Origin of the sequence: Streptomyces roseus (assembly GCF_001044425.1) — a bacterium.
In the GTDB taxonomy this organism is placed as follows: Bacteria; Actinomycetota; Actinomycetes; order Streptomycetales; family Streptomycetaceae; genus Streptomyces; species Streptomyces roseus.
In genome coordinates this window covers 154,349-169,147 of the sequence record NZ_LFML01000126.1, presented here as the reverse complement: position 1 = coordinate 169,147, position 14,799 = coordinate 154,349, and the positions used below count along the sequence as shown (strand labels likewise).

15 protein-coding genes and 1 pseudogene are annotated in these 14,799 nt (G+C 70.2%); 7 read left to right on the top strand and 9 right to left on the bottom strand.

From position 1 onward, the window contains the following. The first annotated feature begins 2 nt into the window (after positions 1 to 2). The 5 genes from ACS04_RS28705 to ACS04_RS28690 all read left to right on the top strand — a co-directional run bounded on the left by ACS04_RS28705 (position 3) and on the right by ACS04_RS28690 (position 5,527). On the top strand, positions 3 to 1,193 hold the full coding sequence (locus tag ACS04_RS28705) for an energy-coupling factor transporter transmembrane component T (RefSeq protein WP_048479690.1): 1,191 nt from the start codon (positions 3 to 5) through the stop codon (positions 1,191 to 1,193). After that, entirely contained in the window at positions 1,190 to 2,845 is a 1,656-nt protein-coding gene (locus ACS04_RS28700) for an ABC transporter ATP-binding protein (protein WP_048479689.1), read from the top strand. Before ACS04_RS28705 ends, ACS04_RS28700 begins: the two co-directional genes overlap by 4 nt. Then, positions 2,842 to 3,657, top strand: a complete 816-nt coding sequence (locus ACS04_RS28695) for an ECF transporter S component (RefSeq protein WP_048479688.1) — start codon at positions 2,842 to 2,844, stop codon at positions 3,655 to 3,657. The genes ACS04_RS28700 and ACS04_RS28695 overlap by 4 nt, the downstream gene beginning before the upstream one ends. 173 nt (positions 3,658 to 3,830) lie before the next feature. Continuing rightward, positions 3,831 to 4,076: a hypothetical protein gene (locus ACS04_RS38390; RefSeq protein WP_158977589.1), complete on the top strand. Its 246-nt coding sequence runs from the start codon at positions 3,831 to 3,833 to the stop codon at positions 4,074 to 4,076. Positions 4,077 to 4,708: 632 nt separating this feature from the next. Next, positions 4,709 to 5,527, top strand: a complete 819-nt coding sequence (locus tag ACS04_RS28690) for a PP2C family protein-serine/threonine phosphatase (RefSeq protein WP_342449565.1) — start codon at positions 4,709 to 4,711, stop codon at positions 5,525 to 5,527. Between the two features lie 327 nt (positions 5,528 to 5,854). On the opposite strand, the pseudogene ACS04_RS28685 reads toward ACS04_RS28690, so the two are convergent. The 7 genes and pseudogenes from ACS04_RS28685 to ACS04_RS28650 all read right to left on the bottom strand — a co-directional run. Then, positions 5,855 to 6,367: pseudogene (locus ACS04_RS28685) on the bottom strand (IS701 family transposase); the annotation flags it as partial. 83 nt (positions 6,368 to 6,450) lie between these two features. Then, positions 6,451 to 6,714 carry a hypothetical protein gene (locus ACS04_RS28680; protein WP_048479687.1) on the bottom strand — a complete coding sequence of 88 codons (264 nt, stop codon included), beginning with the start codon at positions 6,712 to 6,714 and terminating at the stop codon, positions 6,451 to 6,453. After that, positions 6,711 to 6,998 carry a hypothetical protein gene (locus ACS04_RS28675; protein ID WP_048479686.1) on the bottom strand — a complete coding sequence of 96 codons (288 nt, stop codon included), beginning with the start codon at positions 6,996 to 6,998 and terminating at the stop codon, positions 6,711 to 6,713. Before ACS04_RS28675 ends, ACS04_RS28680 begins: the two co-directional genes overlap by 4 nt. A 131-nt stretch (positions 6,999 to 7,129) precedes the next feature. After that, positions 7,130 to 7,393, bottom strand: a complete 264-nt coding sequence (locus ACS04_RS28670; RefSeq protein ID WP_048479685.1) for a hypothetical protein — start codon at positions 7,391 to 7,393, stop codon at positions 7,130 to 7,132. Between the two features lie 47 nt (positions 7,394 to 7,440). After that, on the bottom strand, positions 7,441 to 7,908 hold the full coding sequence (locus tag ACS04_RS28665; protein WP_048479684.1) for an ester cyclase: 468 nt from the start codon (positions 7,906 to 7,908) through the stop codon (positions 7,441 to 7,443). 185 nt (positions 7,909 to 8,093) lie between these two features. Next, a protein-coding gene (locus ACS04_RS37780; protein ID WP_425337853.1) for an IS5 family transposase occupies positions 8,094 to 8,902 on the bottom strand; the annotation gives its coding sequence in 2 pieces (ribosomal slippage) (positions 8,094 to 8,545 and positions 8,545 to 8,902; 810 coding nt in all). Between the two features lie 988 nt (positions 8,903 to 9,890). Beyond that, on the bottom strand, positions 9,891 to 10,310 hold the full coding sequence (locus ACS04_RS28650; RefSeq protein ID WP_048479771.1) for an HIT family protein: 420 nt from the start codon (positions 10,308 to 10,310) through the stop codon (positions 9,891 to 9,893). A gap of 562 nt (positions 10,311 to 10,872) precedes the next feature. Between ACS04_RS28650 and ACS04_RS28645 the strand changes: the two genes are divergently transcribed. Further along, a complete protein-coding gene (locus tag ACS04_RS28645) occupies positions 10,873 to 12,636 on the top strand; it encodes an outer membrane protein assembly factor BamB family protein (RefSeq protein ID WP_078865446.1) in 1,764 nt (587 codons plus the stop codon). Continuing rightward, on the top strand, positions 12,611 to 13,339 hold the full coding sequence (locus tag ACS04_RS28640) for a DUF8017 domain-containing protein (RefSeq protein ID WP_158977586.1): 729 nt from the start codon (positions 12,611 to 12,613) through the stop codon (positions 13,337 to 13,339). The genes ACS04_RS28645 and ACS04_RS28640 overlap by 26 nt, the downstream gene beginning before the upstream one ends. Positions 13,340 to 13,508: 169 nt before the next feature. Here ACS04_RS28640 and mscL read toward each other — a convergent pair whose 3' ends face one another. Both mscL and ACS04_RS28630 read right to left on the bottom strand, forming a co-directional pair. Continuing rightward, positions 13,509 to 13,952, bottom strand: a complete 444-nt coding sequence (gene mscL / locus ACS04_RS28635) for a large conductance mechanosensitive channel protein MscL (protein WP_048479681.1) — start codon at positions 13,950 to 13,952, stop codon at positions 13,509 to 13,511. 440 nt (positions 13,953 to 14,392) lie between these two features. After that, the coding region (locus ACS04_RS28630; protein ID WP_209441798.1) for a hypothetical protein at positions 14,393 to 14,799 on the bottom strand (407 nt) is incomplete at its 5' end.

Below are 14,799 nucleotides of genomic sequence, written 5' to 3'. Positions count from 1 at the left end.
GCGTGCCACGCACCACCGCCTCGGCGCAGGCGGCGAAGCCGCCCGTGTCCGGCCCCGCGCCGGACACGGGCGGGCGCCGCCTGCCCCGCACCCTGCACCCGGTCGCCTGGTGGATCTGGGCCCTGGCCCTGGCCACCGCCGTGAGCCGCACCAACAACCCGCTACTGCTGTTCCTCGTCCTCGCGGTCCTCGGGTACGTGATCACCATGCGCCGCACCGAGGCGCCCTGGGCGCGCGGATTCAAGTACTACCTGTACCTCGCGCTGACCGTCGTCACGATCCGCGTCACCTTCCGCGCGGTCTTCGCCACCGGCATCACCCCCCGCGACCACTTCCTCTTCTCACTACCTCACATCCCCACGCCCGACTGGTACGCGGGCATCCAGCTCGGCGGCCCCGTATCCCTGGAAGCCCTCCTCTCCGCCGCGACGGACGGACTACGCCTGGCCTGCATGCTCTGCTGCATCGGCGCCGCCAACACCCTGGCCAACCCCAAACGAGCCCTCCGTGTTCTCCCGGGCGCCCTCTACGAACTGGGGGTCGCGGTCACCGTCTCCCTCAGCGTCGCCCCGCAACTCGTCCAGAGCGTGCAGCGCGTCCACCGCGCCAAGCGGCTCCGGGCCGGACGCTCGAAGGGACTGCGCGCCCTGCGCGGCATCATCGTCCCCGTCCTGGAGGACGCCCTCGAACGGTCCCTGCGCCTGGCCGCCGCCATGGACTCCCGCGGCTACGGCCGCGCCGGAACCGCCACCCGCCGCTCCCGCCGCCTGACCGGCGCCCTGATGCTGCTCGGCATGTGCGGTCTGTGTGCCGGGGCGTACGGCCTGCTCGACGCGACCGCGCCGAAGCTACTCGGGCTCCCGGCCATGGGCGCCGGGGCCGTGCTGTGCTTCGCCGGGCTGCGCCTGGGCGGCCGCCGCATCACCCGGACCAGCTACCGGCCCGACCCCTGGCGCTTCGCCGAATGGGCCGTCGCCGGCTGCGGCGTCCTCTCCGCCGTCCTGCTCTTCGCCAACGTCGGCTTCAACGCGGCCGAGCTCAACCCCTCCATCTACCCGCTCAGCTGGCCCACCCTGCCGCTCGTGCCGGCCGCCGCGATCCTCCTCGCCGGGACCGCCGGCTTCCTGGCCCCGCCGCCGGCCGCGCCGACCCGGGCGGCCCTCCCGCCCCAGCGCACCGAGGAACCCAAGTGATCACCTTCGACCAGGTCACCGTCCAGTACGAGGACACGGCCGAGCCGGTCCTGCGCGATGTGGACCTCACCGTCGAGGAAGGCGAACTCTGCCTCGTCGTCGGCCACACCGGCGTCGGCAAGTCCACCCTCCTCGGCGCCGTCAACGGCCTCGTCCCGCACTTCACCGGCGGCACCCTCTACGGCCGCGTCCTCGTCGACGGCCGGAACACCGCAGAGCACCCGCCCCGCGAACTCGCCGACGTCGTCGGGGTCGTGGGCCAGGACCCGCTCGACGGCTTCGTCACCGACACCGTCGAGGAGGAACTCGCCTACGCCATGGAGCAGCTGGCGGTCCCCCCGGCCACCATGCGCAAACGCGTCGAGGAGACCCTCGACCTCCTCGGGCTGGCCGACCTGCGCCACCGCGCCCTGCACGAGCTCTCCGGCGGCCAGCAGCAGCGCGTCGCCATCGGCTCCGTCCTCACCGCCCACCCGCGGATCCTGGTCCTGGACGAACCCACCTCAGCCCTCGACCCCACGGCAGCCGAAGAGGTCCTGGCCGCGGTCACCCGCCTCGTCCACGACCTCGGGGTCACCGTCCTGCTCGCCGAACACCGCCTGGAGCGCGTGGTCCAGTACGCCGACCGCGTCATCCACCTGCCCGGCAGCGGCCGCGTCGTCTCCGGAACACCCGCCGAGATCTTCCGTACCTCCTCCATCGCCCCGCCCATCGTCGAACTGGGGCGCGCGGCGGGCTGGACCCCGCTGCCGCTCTCGATCCGCGACGCCCGCCGCGCCGCGGCCCCTCTGCGGACCCGGCTGGCCGACACCGTTCCCCCACCGGTCCGCCCTGCGCCGACATCGGGCCGGCCGGAACTCCTCACCGCACGCGGCATCACCGTGACCTACCACGGCGTGCCTGCCGTCCGCGAGGTCGACCTGACCCTGCACGGTGGCGAGATCACCGCCCTGATGGGCCGCAACGGCTCTGGCAAGTCCTCCCTCCTGTGGGCCCTCCAGGGTTCCGGACCGCGCAAAGCCGGCTCGGTGGCCGTCGTCACTCCCGACGACCCGAAGCCGCTCGACCCGCGGAAGCTGTCAGCCGCCGGCGCCCGGCGGCTGGTCGGGCTGGTCCCCCAAACCCCCACCGACCTCCTCTACCTGGAGTCCGTCAAACAGGAACTCGACCAGGCCGACACCGAGTCCGGGGTCACCGCCGACGGGATCCGGTCCCGCACCATCCTGGACCGCCTCGCCCCCGGCATCCCCGACTCCACCCACCCCCGCGACCTGTCCGAGGGCCAGAAGCTCGCCCTCGTCCTCGCCATCCAGCTGACCGCCGCCCCCCGCGTGCTGCTCCTGGACGAGCCCACGCGCGGCCTCGACTACCGGGCCAAGAGCGAGCTGATCCGCATCGTCGACGACCTCGCCGCCGAGGGCCGGGCCGTCGTGATCTCCACCCATGACGTCGAGTTCGTCGCCCGCGCCGCCGACCGCGTCGTCGTCATGGCGGAAGGCGACGTCGTCGCCGACGGCCCCACCACCGAGGTCATCGTCGCCTCCCCCGTCTTCGCCCCCCAGACCGCGAAGATCCTCGCCCCGCTCCCCTACCTCACGGTCGCCCAAGCGGCTGCCACCCTCACCGACCACGGGACGGACCCGGCCTCATGACCGCACGCGCCGCAGCCATCCGGATCAACGCGCGGGCCGGAACGGTCATCGCCATGGCCGCCTTCCTCGGCATCGTCGCCTTCTTCTGGCCCTTCCTCGTCGCCCCGGGCAAGTTCGGCTCGAACTACGCCCCACCCCTCATCTTCGGCGTCCTCCTCGTGATCGTCCTGTGCGTCGTCATCTCCGAGATCGCCGAGGGTGGCATCAACTCCAAGGCCCTCGCCATGCTGGGCGTCCTGTCGGCCGTCAACGCCGCGATCCGCCCCCTGGGCGCGGGCACGGCCGGCATCGAGACCGTCTTCTTCATCCTCGTCCTGGCCGGCCGGGTCTACGGCCCGGGCTTCGGCTTCACCCTCGGCTGCACCTCCCTCTTCGCCTCGGCCCTCATCACGGGCGGCGTCGGGCCCTGGATGCCGTACCAGATGTTCGGCTGCGCCTTCGTCGGCATGCTCGCCGGCTTCCTCCCGAAGGCCACCGGCCGCAAGGAGGTCGCCATGCTCGCCGTCTACGGTTCGGTCTCCGGCTACCTCTTCGGCTTCCTCCTCAACCTCTCCTTCTGGCCCTTCTCCCTCGACCCGAACAGCTCGATCGCCTACCTGCCCGGCCTCCCGTTCACCGAGCAGTTCCACCGCTACCTCGCCTTCGACCTGGCCACCTCCCTCGGCTGGGACACGGGGCGGGCCGTCACCAACTTCGTCTGCATCTGCCTGGCCGGCCCCGCCGTCCTCACGGTCTTCCGCCGCGCCGCCCGCAAGGCCCGCTTCCAGGCCCCGATCCGCTTCAAGCCCAGCGCGGTCCCGGCTGACCAGTGAGCGGCAAGGCCCGCCGCCATACGGGCTGCCCCGAACGAAGCCGTCAGCCTGGTGGTCATCCAGGCACGCCATCGTGATCAGAATGGGGCTGCAGGAAGCTGCCTGCCGACGTGCCACCATGCGCGCTCACGCGCTCCCTGCCGCACCGGAGCACATTGGGCCATCCTGGTGACATGGCGACCCTCCCGAAGGCTCCATGCCCCTCGTGCTCCGTGCCGCACGCCTTGCTGCCCACCAAACGAATCGGGTACGGATCGGTCAAGGACCACAAGATCGAGCCACGGGCACTGGTGCTGTGCCCGGGAAGCATGGTCCACGTCGCTTACGCCGAGGCGCGAACGTGGCAGCTCGAGTTCGAGCGCGCACAGCAGGAGGCAGCGGCGCCTGCCGCGGTGGAAGAAATGCTCTTCGAGGGATGAGGACCGGTGAGCAGCACCCACGCGACCCATCGCCGTGTCATCGAGGGGCTCACACATCTCACCAAGCTCCGGAGTTCCACTGACACTCGAACGCCTCCTCGCCCCCAACGACGATGGCTGTCGTGAGTGACCCACAGGCGTCGCTGAATGGCGATGCACAGGGTCTGCCCGACGGCCTTGCGCGCGGCCCTCAGGGTCTTGCACGCATGTCAGCCCCCGCGTTCCGTCTCGCACAGCCATGGACAGCGGCCCCCGGAGCGCCGAGCCCTCACCTTGCCGAGGCGGATGGAAGGCTTGAGGCATGGCCCTTCACGCATGGCTGGACGCCCGGCGTTTCTGGCAGCCGGGGCACGCGCCCGCACTGCTGATGATTCCGCTCGGGCTGATCATCACCGTGTGCGTCGTGGATGTATTGGCTCCGCCGCACATCCATCTCGGTCCACTGCTCGTGGCAGCGCCCGCGATCACGGTGGCGTTCGCCGGCCCCCTCACGACGGCGGTCATGGGCGTTCTCGCGGTGGCAGCCCAGGTGCTGATCGGCGTGCTCAGGGGGGGTAGCGGGCACCGCCAACCTCCAGGCGCAGATCGCTGCCCTGATCGTCGTCTCGGCCGCCTGTGTCACCGTCTGTGTGGTGCGAGGCCGGCGCGAGCAGCAGCTGGACCAGGTGCGGTCGGTGGCCGAGGCGGCCCAAAGGGTGCTGTTGCAGCCGCTGCCCGAACGCGCCGGCCCACTGCAGATCGCCGGCCTGTACATCCCGGCCGAGGCGGAAGCCGAGCTGGGCGGAGACCTGTACGCGGCCGCACGCACCGTCCACCACAGCACCCGGCTCCTCATCGGCGATGTGCGCGGCAGTGGTCTGGGCACCATCGGCAAGACCGCCCTGCTCCTCGGCGCCTTCCGAGCAGCCGCCCACCGGCAGGCCACCCTCCCCCGCCTCGCCGTCCACCTGGACGCCGCATTCCGCTGGGACACCAGACAGTGGGGGTCGCAGGCAGACCAGGACACCGTCGAAGACTTCGCCGCCGCCCTGCTGCTCGACATCCCCGACCACGAGCCGGTCGTCCACCTCATCAGCTGCGGCCACCCGCCGCCGCTCATCCTCCGCGGAAATCGGCTCATTCCGCTCGTGACCGAGGCAAGCCACCTTCCGATCGGATTCGGCGGGGCTTTCGGCACCACCGACTACACCGTCCAGACCTTCCCGTTCGAGGTCGGGGACCTGCTGCTCCTCTGCACCGACGGCGTCATCGAAGCACGCAACACCGACGGACGGTTCTACCCCTTCACCGAGCGCGCACCACAGTGGACCACGGACGAGCCCGACGAACTCCTGCATCATCTCCAGACCGAACTACTGACCTACGTCCATGGACACCTCGGTGACGACGCGGCCGTCGTCGCCATCCGCCGCACGGCGTCTGCCGCTCCGCCATCCGACCCGGCCCTGTGACGAGGGTGGGGCGCCGTGTGATCGAGGCCACCACAAAGCCCGATCACTCCCAGAACGTCCCACCCCACCCCATCACCTCCGCCCATAGGCCGCCCGGACCAAGATCCGGACCATTCCCGGACCAACCTCCGCCATCGGGCCGCGCCAACTGCCGTTTTGGCTGGTCAGCATGGGTGCAGCTGCTGTACCACCAGGAGACCAAGAACCTTCTCCTCGCGCAGGTCCTCGGCACCGCCATGGAACGCTGCACCGTCTGTAGGGACCCGCTCCTGGCCCTCGTCCCCGAGGATAGGGGATCTCCACGGACGGCCGCGCCGCCCACGGGCCGCCGGAGAAACCGTAGGCGGCGACCGCGGTCACCCACCGGAACGGAATCCGGTCCGTGACGGCCCGGCGGACCATGGCTTTGGCCATCACCACCATCGTCTCGAAGGCGACCATGTCCTCGATGCCGCCCGCCCGGCACCGTTCCCGGTCATCCGTCCACGACGTGGGCAGATACAGACGCCGGTCGATCAAGGTGCGGCCATGTTCGCCGGCATAGGCGAGGAAGACCCCGATCTGGGAGTTCTCTGCCCGCCCGGCGGTTCCGGAGTGCTGACTCTGGACCCCGGCCAAGCGGATGCCCTTTTTCAGGAACCCGGTGTCGTCCGCGATCAGCACCGCATCCGGATCGCCGAGGTGCTCGACCACGTCGTCCCGCACGTCGTCCAAGACCTCGTCCCCGTTCCAGCCGATCCGGTTCAGCAACCGGTGCATCCCGTCCGGGCCGCCATGCCCGGCCTCCTCGGCAAGCGTCCAGCCGTTCTTCCGCTCCAACGGAGCGACCAGCCCCCGCATTGACCGGGCATCAACACGCTCCCCACCCAGAACCACACCAACGACCGACCTGCCCAACCGTCACGACAAAGACTGTTGCAGTACTAGGCCATCCACGTAATGCGGGTGATGGTCAGCGCATTGGGGTCGCCCGTGAAGAACTCCACGAGTACCGGGGCGCCCGGAACCGGCACGTCGTAAAGGTCTCCCCACGAGTCCGCGGGGCTCGCGCCTTCGGGAAGCTGTCCGGCCTCGTGCGCGCCCGCGATCAATGGCAGGAACCGCACCGCCGCCGCGAAAACCTCCGGCGCCTTGTCGGCCATGGCCCCGAGGACGGCGGCGGCCTGATCGGTCAGACCGTGGCTCACCGGTTGTGCGCCAGGGCCGCCAGGACTTGGTCCAAGTCGCGGACGCCGGAGCGGTTGCCCGCGCGCAGGGCCGCCACCTCGGTGCGGTCCGCGTCGGTCCGGGTGGAGTCGGCCGTGGCACGCAGGTGCCAACGCTCCATCACCGCGAACTGGTCGTCACCCGCCTGGGCCGCGAGCAGCTCTTCCAGGAACACCCCCTTGCGCCCCGGGGCAAGAGCGGCAGCGATGGCGTTCGCGGTGCGCGGGACACCGGGCTCGTGGCGGTCTTCCGTTATGGCGCTCACGTCGTGCTCCTTCCGTCGCCACCACCGTACCGGGCCGCCTCGTCGCTGTGAGCGAGTACGGCGCATGGCGCATGGCGCCGAAGTGCGCACGGCCTGGCAGCGCGCTGCGGACGGGCAGGGTGGGGTCGCTTTCATGCCGTCGTCCCCTTGCCACCGTCGAAAGGGACGAAACCCGCCGGAGTGGGGCAAAAAATCACAGGAACCCGCACGTCGAGCGCGACGGTCGCACGCTGGCACCCACCCCACACCGCGACGAGCTCCGCCCGGACATCCACCCCCGTCCGATCCCCGGCGGCGGCGTACGCGCGGGCGGCCGCCGCGTGGAGCTCCGCCCGCGCGAGCGATCCGTCTCCGGGAAGAACCGTGAGTTCGGCGGCGTCCGCCAACACCGTCACCAGCCGCGCCGTTCCATATTTGTTACGGCCAAATCCAAATATCCCCATCAAACGCCGCCGTCGTCCGCCGCGGCTCGTGAGGCGGCTGCGGCACGGACGCGGGCGAGGTCCAGACCTGCCTGCGCGCAGAGCGTGGCCAGGTCGAAGTACAGGCTCTCGCCGGCCATCAGACCGTCCTGGAAGGGCACGACATTGGTGAAGGGCACGGCGAAGGTGCCGCCGCCGGGCGGCACGCCAAGCCAAGGCCCGCGGCTGGTGCCGCGCAGTACACCCCACACGACGATGACGTCGTCGCCGTAGGCGATCCCTCTGTCTTCCGGCTCAAGATCCGGGAACGCGGCGAAGATCCCCTCATACGCGGCACGCGTCGCCGCTCGGCCCCGGCTGCGCAGCCCCAACGCAACGGTTTCCAGGAAGCAGTCAGCGACGAACGTCTCCAGCACCGCCCCAAGATCGCGGCGGGCCTCTGCCTCGCGGTGGGCGGTGAAGAGCCGGAACATCACATCGCGGTCCACCAAACCTCCTCAGACAGCGAGAGGGCGCGGACTGCGGCCCTCTCCCCCACACTCGCATCCCAGCCCCGGCCCGGCTGCGCGGATCGCCACCGGCCCGCCCGACCTCACCCAGTCGCCGCCCCCGATCGAGGGGAACGGTGCCACCGCAGGGCCCGGCCTCCGCCTCCGTGCTATAAGACGTCGTTTCATTTGGTGAGGCGGCGGTGGCAGATGAGGGCTGCGGCTATGCCGACGAAGGCGAGGAAGTGTTCAGCCTTGCGCTCGTAGCGGCGGTGCAGTCTGCGGCAGCCGGCGAGCCAGGACACGGTCCTCTCGACGACCCATCGGTGGCGGCCGAGCCGCTGCGAGGACTCGATGCCCTTGCGTGCAATGCGGTGGCGGATCCCGCGCTTGCGCAGCCATCGGCGCAGGTGGTCGTAGTCGTAGCCCTTGTCGCCGTGCAGTTTCGCCGGCCGTCGCCTGCGGGGGCCACGCCGGGACCGGATCGGCGGGATCCCGCGTACGAGCGGCTCGAGTCCGAGGCTGTCGTGTATGTTCGCGCCCGAGATGCCGAGCGAGAGAGGCAGCCCGTTTCGGTCGGTGATCAGGTGGATTTTCGATCCCGGCTGGCCGCGGTCGGTCGGATTCGGTCCCGTCAGTGGCCCCCCTTTGCGGCCCGCATGCTGACGGAATCGATCGAGCACCGTGACCAGTCGAGCTCACCGCGGGAGCCGAGTTCGTCGAGGATGACGCGGTGGAGCCGGGCCCAGACACGGGCCCGGCTCCACTGGGCGAAGCGTCGGTAGACCGTCTGCCAGCTCGGGCCGAACGCCGGCGGAAGCTGCCGCCACGTGCAGCCCGACGTCGCCACGAAGATGATCGCCGCCAGTGTCTCGCGATCACCCGCCCTGCGCCGGCCCCCGCCCTGGGGGCGTATCACCTCTGTCGGCGGCACCACTCGCCGGAACAACACCCACAACTCATCCGGCACCAGCCGCTCAACCAAATCCGTCATGCACGATTCAACGAACGATCACGCCATAAGAAACGGCGTCTAAGCACACCGCGAGGGCCTCGGGAGGCATACTGCGCGTTCAACTGACGCGCGAGCCGGCCAGAGGACTGGACTTCCCAGCTGAGAGCGATGTCTGACTGCAAGATCCCCTTACAGCCGCCTCACCGCCGGGACACGCGGCGTGAATGGCTGCTGGTCCTTCCTCGACGGCGCCTCCAACCCTCCTGGGACCCGCCGGCCCAGGGACGGAGCCGGCCACCGGCACTGGGCCGCCTTCGGGACTGGTCAGGCCACTGGCGGCTGTGTTAGTCGGATCCTGAACAGGAGCAGCACGCCTGTCATTCCGGCAGGCGCTCCGACTGGCTCGGCAACGGCCCGACGAGAACGAGAGACCGGGACCGGCCACGGCCGCTGCGCTCCGCGCGGCCAGCCTGACCGTCGAGGCGCGCGGCCACGAATGGCTGCTGGTCCCCTACGACCCCGACCACACTGCCACACGATCACCGCGGCCAAGCGATGCGTTGCGCCTGCGGGCTGCCCCCCCGTGGTCAACCCCTGGAAGGTCACGCTGAACTCGACTGCACCGGCACCCACCCGGCCGGGCTCGCCTCAGACGGAATCCCAGGTGCGGTAGAGACAGGCATCCTAGGTTAGAACCAAGGCCGTACGCAGTCACGACCGCGCCGCTGTGCACGTCGGTTGCCCGGGCGCATACCAAGACCGGACATGCGACAGCGTGAAAGTCGCAACAGGGCCTCGTCGCGGACCTCGGGGTCTCGATCCGATGCCAGCGTTCGAAGCTGCGCGGTGACGGTCCTCGCGGTTCAGCGGCACGTGCACCGCACCGGCGCCCACGCGAACACCGCGGCCTGCACCGCCGTCGCAGGGCTCGTGAAGCCGACAGAGGAGCAGCACATCGCGGAGCCCGGCCTGGTGGTGGGCGACGTTCTTCACACGTCCCGGTTCTCGCACAACTTCTGTGGTGCGGTCACGTCGTGTCAATGGCCGCCATTGCGTTGGCGAGCTGCGTGACAGGGTCACCGACGAACCGGTGACGGGACTGGTGCGCGGGCCAGGTGGTGAACGCGTCGTCGGACCAGCGCGGAACCACGTGGAAGTGCAGATGAGGTACCGACTGCTCCGAGCCCGGGCCGCTGGCGCTCAGTATGTTCACGCCGCCGGCCTTCAGCTCGCTCCGCATCTTCTCGGCAAGGAGCTGGACCAGCGTCATCGCCTGGGCCAAGACCTGTGGTGGAGCGTCGAAGATGTCCGTCCAGTGGGACGTGGGCACGACCAGGGTGTGCCCTGGTGCGAGGGGATCCAGCGGAACGAACGCGCTGACCACGGGCCCGCGCGTCACCCATCGGGCGGCGTCTTCCCGTATCAGTCGGCAGAAAGTGCAGTCCATACGATCAGACCCTGCCACAACCACGCGGAGCTCCGCGCCTTCGCCACCGACGCGCGCCGGCCCGTCACCGACTACCTCAGGGCCCTCGTCCGCGACCTCGCGGGCCGTACCCCCGTAGCGGGTGTCGGGGTCATCGGCCTCTGTCTCACGGGCGGTTCGCATTGGCCGCGGCGGTGGACGACTCCGTACTGGCTCCTGTGATGAGCCAGCCGTCGGCGGCGGGTGGTCGAGCGCACGCGGAGCAACGGCCTGTGCGTGATGGGGCTCCGCTTCAGCGAGGACTGGATGGTGCCGCGGAGCGGTTCAAGACCCTGAGCTCCCGGCTCGGGTGCCTTCAAGGTCATCCAGCTCGGTTCGGCCTCGGGCAACGCCGACGGGTTCGGCCGGCAGGCCCACGCGGTGCTGACCTTGGAGGTCCGCGAAACCCCTGCGGACCAAACCGGCCTTGCGGGCGCGTGCGGAGGTCACCGCGTTCCTGTACGAGCGGCTCGACGGCTGACCGGGCAGCCTTTCGTCCAGAAAAGTGCTCCAGCCGCGTTGGCTCACCGGCAACACTTGCACCATGACCGGTCACGACCACGACGAACTGCCCGACCCTGATGGGCAGCGGGCCGCGGAGTGGGCGGCGGGCCCTCCCCCGTCGCCCGCCGTGCAGCCCGGATACGGCTCCGACTACCAGGCGCCGGCGCCCGGTTCCGGGCCCGTGCCCGGCAATCCCTACGCCCAGCCGCTCCCGCTTCCGCAGCCTCCGCCGCCGCAGTACGGGCCGCTGCCGACGTATCCGCCTCCTTCGCCTGTCGGCCCGTACGCGCATCCGGGACAACAGCGAGGCTTCGGGGTCCCGTTGCCCCCGCCGCCCGGCGAGAGGACCAAGGGTGCGTTCCGGGGCCGGACCGCCGTGCTGATCGCGGCCTTGGTCGCCGCGCTGTTGGTGATCGGCGGCGGGGTGTACGCCGTGACGGGCCCGGGCCGCGGCAAGCCTTCGGCCAAGGAGTCGGACGCGGCCACGCCGTCCGGATCCCCCTCGGTCGACCAGGGCGACGGCAAGGGCGCGGGCGGCGGTCCGGACGAGTACGACCTCAACGCCGGGATCAAGCCGGGCGAGGCCCCGGTCTGGCTGAGCAGCAACCGGACCGAACTGCCCGGTTCGGGAGCCTCCCAGTACGGTCCGTGGCGGGTGGGCGACGTGGTGGTCAAGGTGATGTTCAAGGAGATCACCGCCCACGGGGTGGGCGACGGCCGGGAGAAGTGGAAGATCACGCTGGAGAGCGGGCTGTGCGGCGTACCCCGGGCACCGTCGGCCGACGGGAAATTGGTCGTCGGCGTGAAGGCGAGCGACAGCGAGAGTGCCCACTGCACCCACCTCCAGCAGATCGACCTGGCCACGGGCAAGGCCGGCTGGAAGACCGAGGTGCCGCAGGAGAACTCCTACGACAGCGCCTTCGAGTTCAACCTGGTGATGACCGGGGGTACCGTCGCGGTCGCCCGGTCGGCCGTCGTCAGCGGCTTCTCGGTCACCGACGGCAGGAAGCTCTACGGCACGTCGAAGACGGGCGGGTGCTATCCGGCGGCCGTCGGCGGGGGCGGCGGCAGGTTGTTCAACGTACGCAACTGCCCCGATCCGAACGACGCGACCGGCAAGCCCCAGGTCATGATCGAGGAGGCCGACCCGGCGACGGGCGCGCCCAAGTGGAACTACCTGTACGACAAGGGCTGGAACCTCGGCCGGATCTACTCGGCGGACCCCCTGGCCGTGGCCGCGTACCACTCCGACCGGAAGGTTTGGAACATCACGGCCTTCACCCCCGACGGCAAGGTCCGCTCGCAGACCGAGTCCAAGTTCGGCGTCCAGAGCCGGTGCAACGGATGGGGCGACGGGAGCGGCGATCTGCACGGCTGCGTGGGCGCCGTCGTCGACGCCGACACGCTCTACATCGCCGCGGGCAAGCCGGGCAAGAACCTCGGCATCGACACGACGGACGAGGTCGTCGCGGTCGATCTGGGCACCGGCGCCGAGAAGTGGCACGCGGCCGCGCCCAAGAACCGCGCCATGTGGCCACTGGCGGTGGAGGACGGCAAGCTGCTCGTCTACATCCAGTCCGGGGCCGGGGCGGCGGGGGCGATCGCGGCCGTCCCGGTGGCGGGCGGAGGCGATCCCCAGGTGGTCCTGGCGAGCCCAGACGCCGCCAAGGGCGCCGAGTCCGTCTTCTACCCCAGTCTGGTGCGCATGGTCTGGGCGGGCGGACGGTTCTTCCTGCTCAACGGCCGCGTGTACAGCCCGAAGCCCACGGAGGTGAGCCATGCCATCCTCTCCTTCGGCCGGTAGGCGTTTCGGTCTCGTGGCCGTGTGCGCGGCGACGGCCGTGACCGTCGCCGCCGCGGTCACCGCCGTCGTGGTCCTGAACGGCGAGAGGGACGGCGCGGACACGTCGGCGTCGGGCTCCGCCGGGTGGAAGACCGTGGTCAACCCCAGGCACGGGACCGCGTTCGAGGTCCCTCCCGACTGGGAGGTCAAATCCTCCGACGTCTTCTACGGCTTCTCGGACCACGCAGACCCCGACAAGCCCGTCGTCGGTCACACCGCGCCCGCCTTCTACAAGTACAAGTGGTGCAGCGTCGACTCGGACGGGGACGGCCGGATCAGCGATTTCGCGCTCGCCGGCACCGGCACCAAGGGCGCGGACGGAGCCAAGAGCGCCGACGAGGTGGCGCGCAAGACGGCGACGGCCTGGGTCTACGGCGCGTACACCCAGCCGGACAAGGACGCGGTCACCTGGGACGAGCCGGTGGAGTACACCACGAAGTCCGGCGTCAAGGGCAGCTACGTCAAGGCGCGGTCGAAGGGGGCCAAGCGGACCGGCAAGTGCGCCAGTGAGGGCCGGGCCGTCGCCTTCGGCTTCAAGAACGCCAAGGGCGATTTCGTCGCCTGGGACTTCTACGGCACGACGGGCGTGCCCGGCGCGGTCAGCGACGAGCTGGTCATGAAGATCCTCAGCACGGTACGGCTGTCGGGAGAACCGACAGGTTGAATTTGATCACCCGCCAATCGCAAACGATCACTGGCGGCCACTTCGAGGCTCGTGGCGCCAGCCGTCATGGTCACGCACCGACGGGGACGCCCACTGTCTCCTCGGCTGCGGTCCGGACCCCACAGGGACGGATGTCAACCCGCAGGCGGTCGAGCGTGGAGGGGGCCGGTCATCCGGCGCGCTGGGCGACCTCCTCGGCTGGGGCGGGTACTGCGGGCAGGGGGATGGTGCAGGAGGCGCAGCGTCGGGCCTGGGCGGGGACGGGGCTGAGGCACTCGGGGCAGTCCCGCTTGGGAGCCTGGACGTCGTGGTGGGGGGCGAGGCGTTCGTGCAGGTTGTTGATCGGGAGTACGACGAGGAAGTACAGGGCGCCGGCAAGGAGGAGGAAACTGATCGCCGCGTTGATGAAGGCTCCGTAGGGGAACTCGGTGGAGCCCACCGTGAAGGTCTTGCGGCTCATGTCGCCGGTGGCCCCGGTTGCCAGCCCTACGAGGGGTGTCAGAAAGGCGCCGACGAAGCCGTTGACGACGGCGGTGAACGCCGCTCCGATGACGATGCCGACAGCCAGGTCGACCACGTTGCCACGCAGAATGAAGCTGCGGAACCCCTTCACCTTCTCACCCCTTACCTTCCAGGCCTTTGATGTCGGCGGGTGCCACCAAGGGCGCAGTCGGCCCGATGCCCCTGCCCCCGGATGCCCTGCCACGGCTCACCCATGCCCGCTGTTCGTGCGACGCAAAGTGCTGCACGTCACCGGCTTCCCTCAGATATCTGGCGCAGGTTGTACGAAGACTCCCATCACGGGCGGCGATCACCGGCGAGGAGGCCGCGGCGCGGGGGCACTCGTTGCCCTGCGGCTTGGCGGGTAAGAGGGGATGCATCTGGCAGCAGCAAGGAACGGGGCGGTTGTGAGTGGAGCCTTGAGGAGCCGTTGGCCATCGCGCACGCCAGTCAGTGGAGAAGATCCGCCGTTCGTGGGCCGAGCCGCTTCTGAGGCAGCGCCGGTGTGGGAGGCTCTGACCGGGTCCTGTGAGTGCTGAGCAGCTCGTGGGCTCAGCCGCTGGCGAGTACCGGGGCTGAGCCGGGCGAGGTCTGCGAGGCGTGGGGACAGGTAGGGGCTGACATGGGGATCCGCATCCGGCGAAGGAGGTCGCGGGCGGTGCGCTTGCGCAGCGAGCTGCGCCAGGCAAGTCCCGGATGGCGGGCACGCAGGTGCGAGAGCGCACGAGTGCCCAGGCCGGTGCTGTGGAAGCGCTCGTCGATGACCAGGGCAGTGATGACGCCTTGGGCGCAGTACGTGCAGAGCCGGTAGTGGACCTGGCCGACGACCTGGCGGACGTGGACGAGGAGAAGGCATTCCTCGCCGGGCCCGGACGTGTCGGGAATGTGCGTGGACAAAAAACCGATCGCACGATAGGCGAGGATACGCCGGCGAAAGCGATTGACGAGCCGAGTACGGC

Excerpts from the sequence above, each read along its gene's own strand:
- ACS04_RS28695 (WP_048479688.1), top strand. The coding sequence starts at position 2,842 with ATGACCGCACGCGCCGCAGCCATCCGGATCAACGCGCGGGCCGGAACG.
- ACS04_RS38390 (WP_158977589.1), top strand. The coding sequence starts at position 3,831 with ATGGCGACCCTCCCGAAGGCTCCATGCCCCTCGTGCTCCGTGCCGCAC.
- ACS04_RS28650 (WP_048479771.1), bottom strand. The coding sequence starts at position 10,310 with ATGGACTGCACTTTCTGCCGACTGATACGGGAAGACGCCGCCCGATGG.
- ACS04_RS28645 (WP_078865446.1), top strand. The coding sequence starts at position 10,873 with ATGACCGGTCACGACCACGACGAACTGCCCGACCCTGATGGGCAGCGG.
- ACS04_RS28640 (WP_158977586.1), top strand. The coding sequence starts at position 12,611 with ATGCCATCCTCTCCTTCGGCCGGTAGGCGTTTCGGTCTCGTGGCCGTG.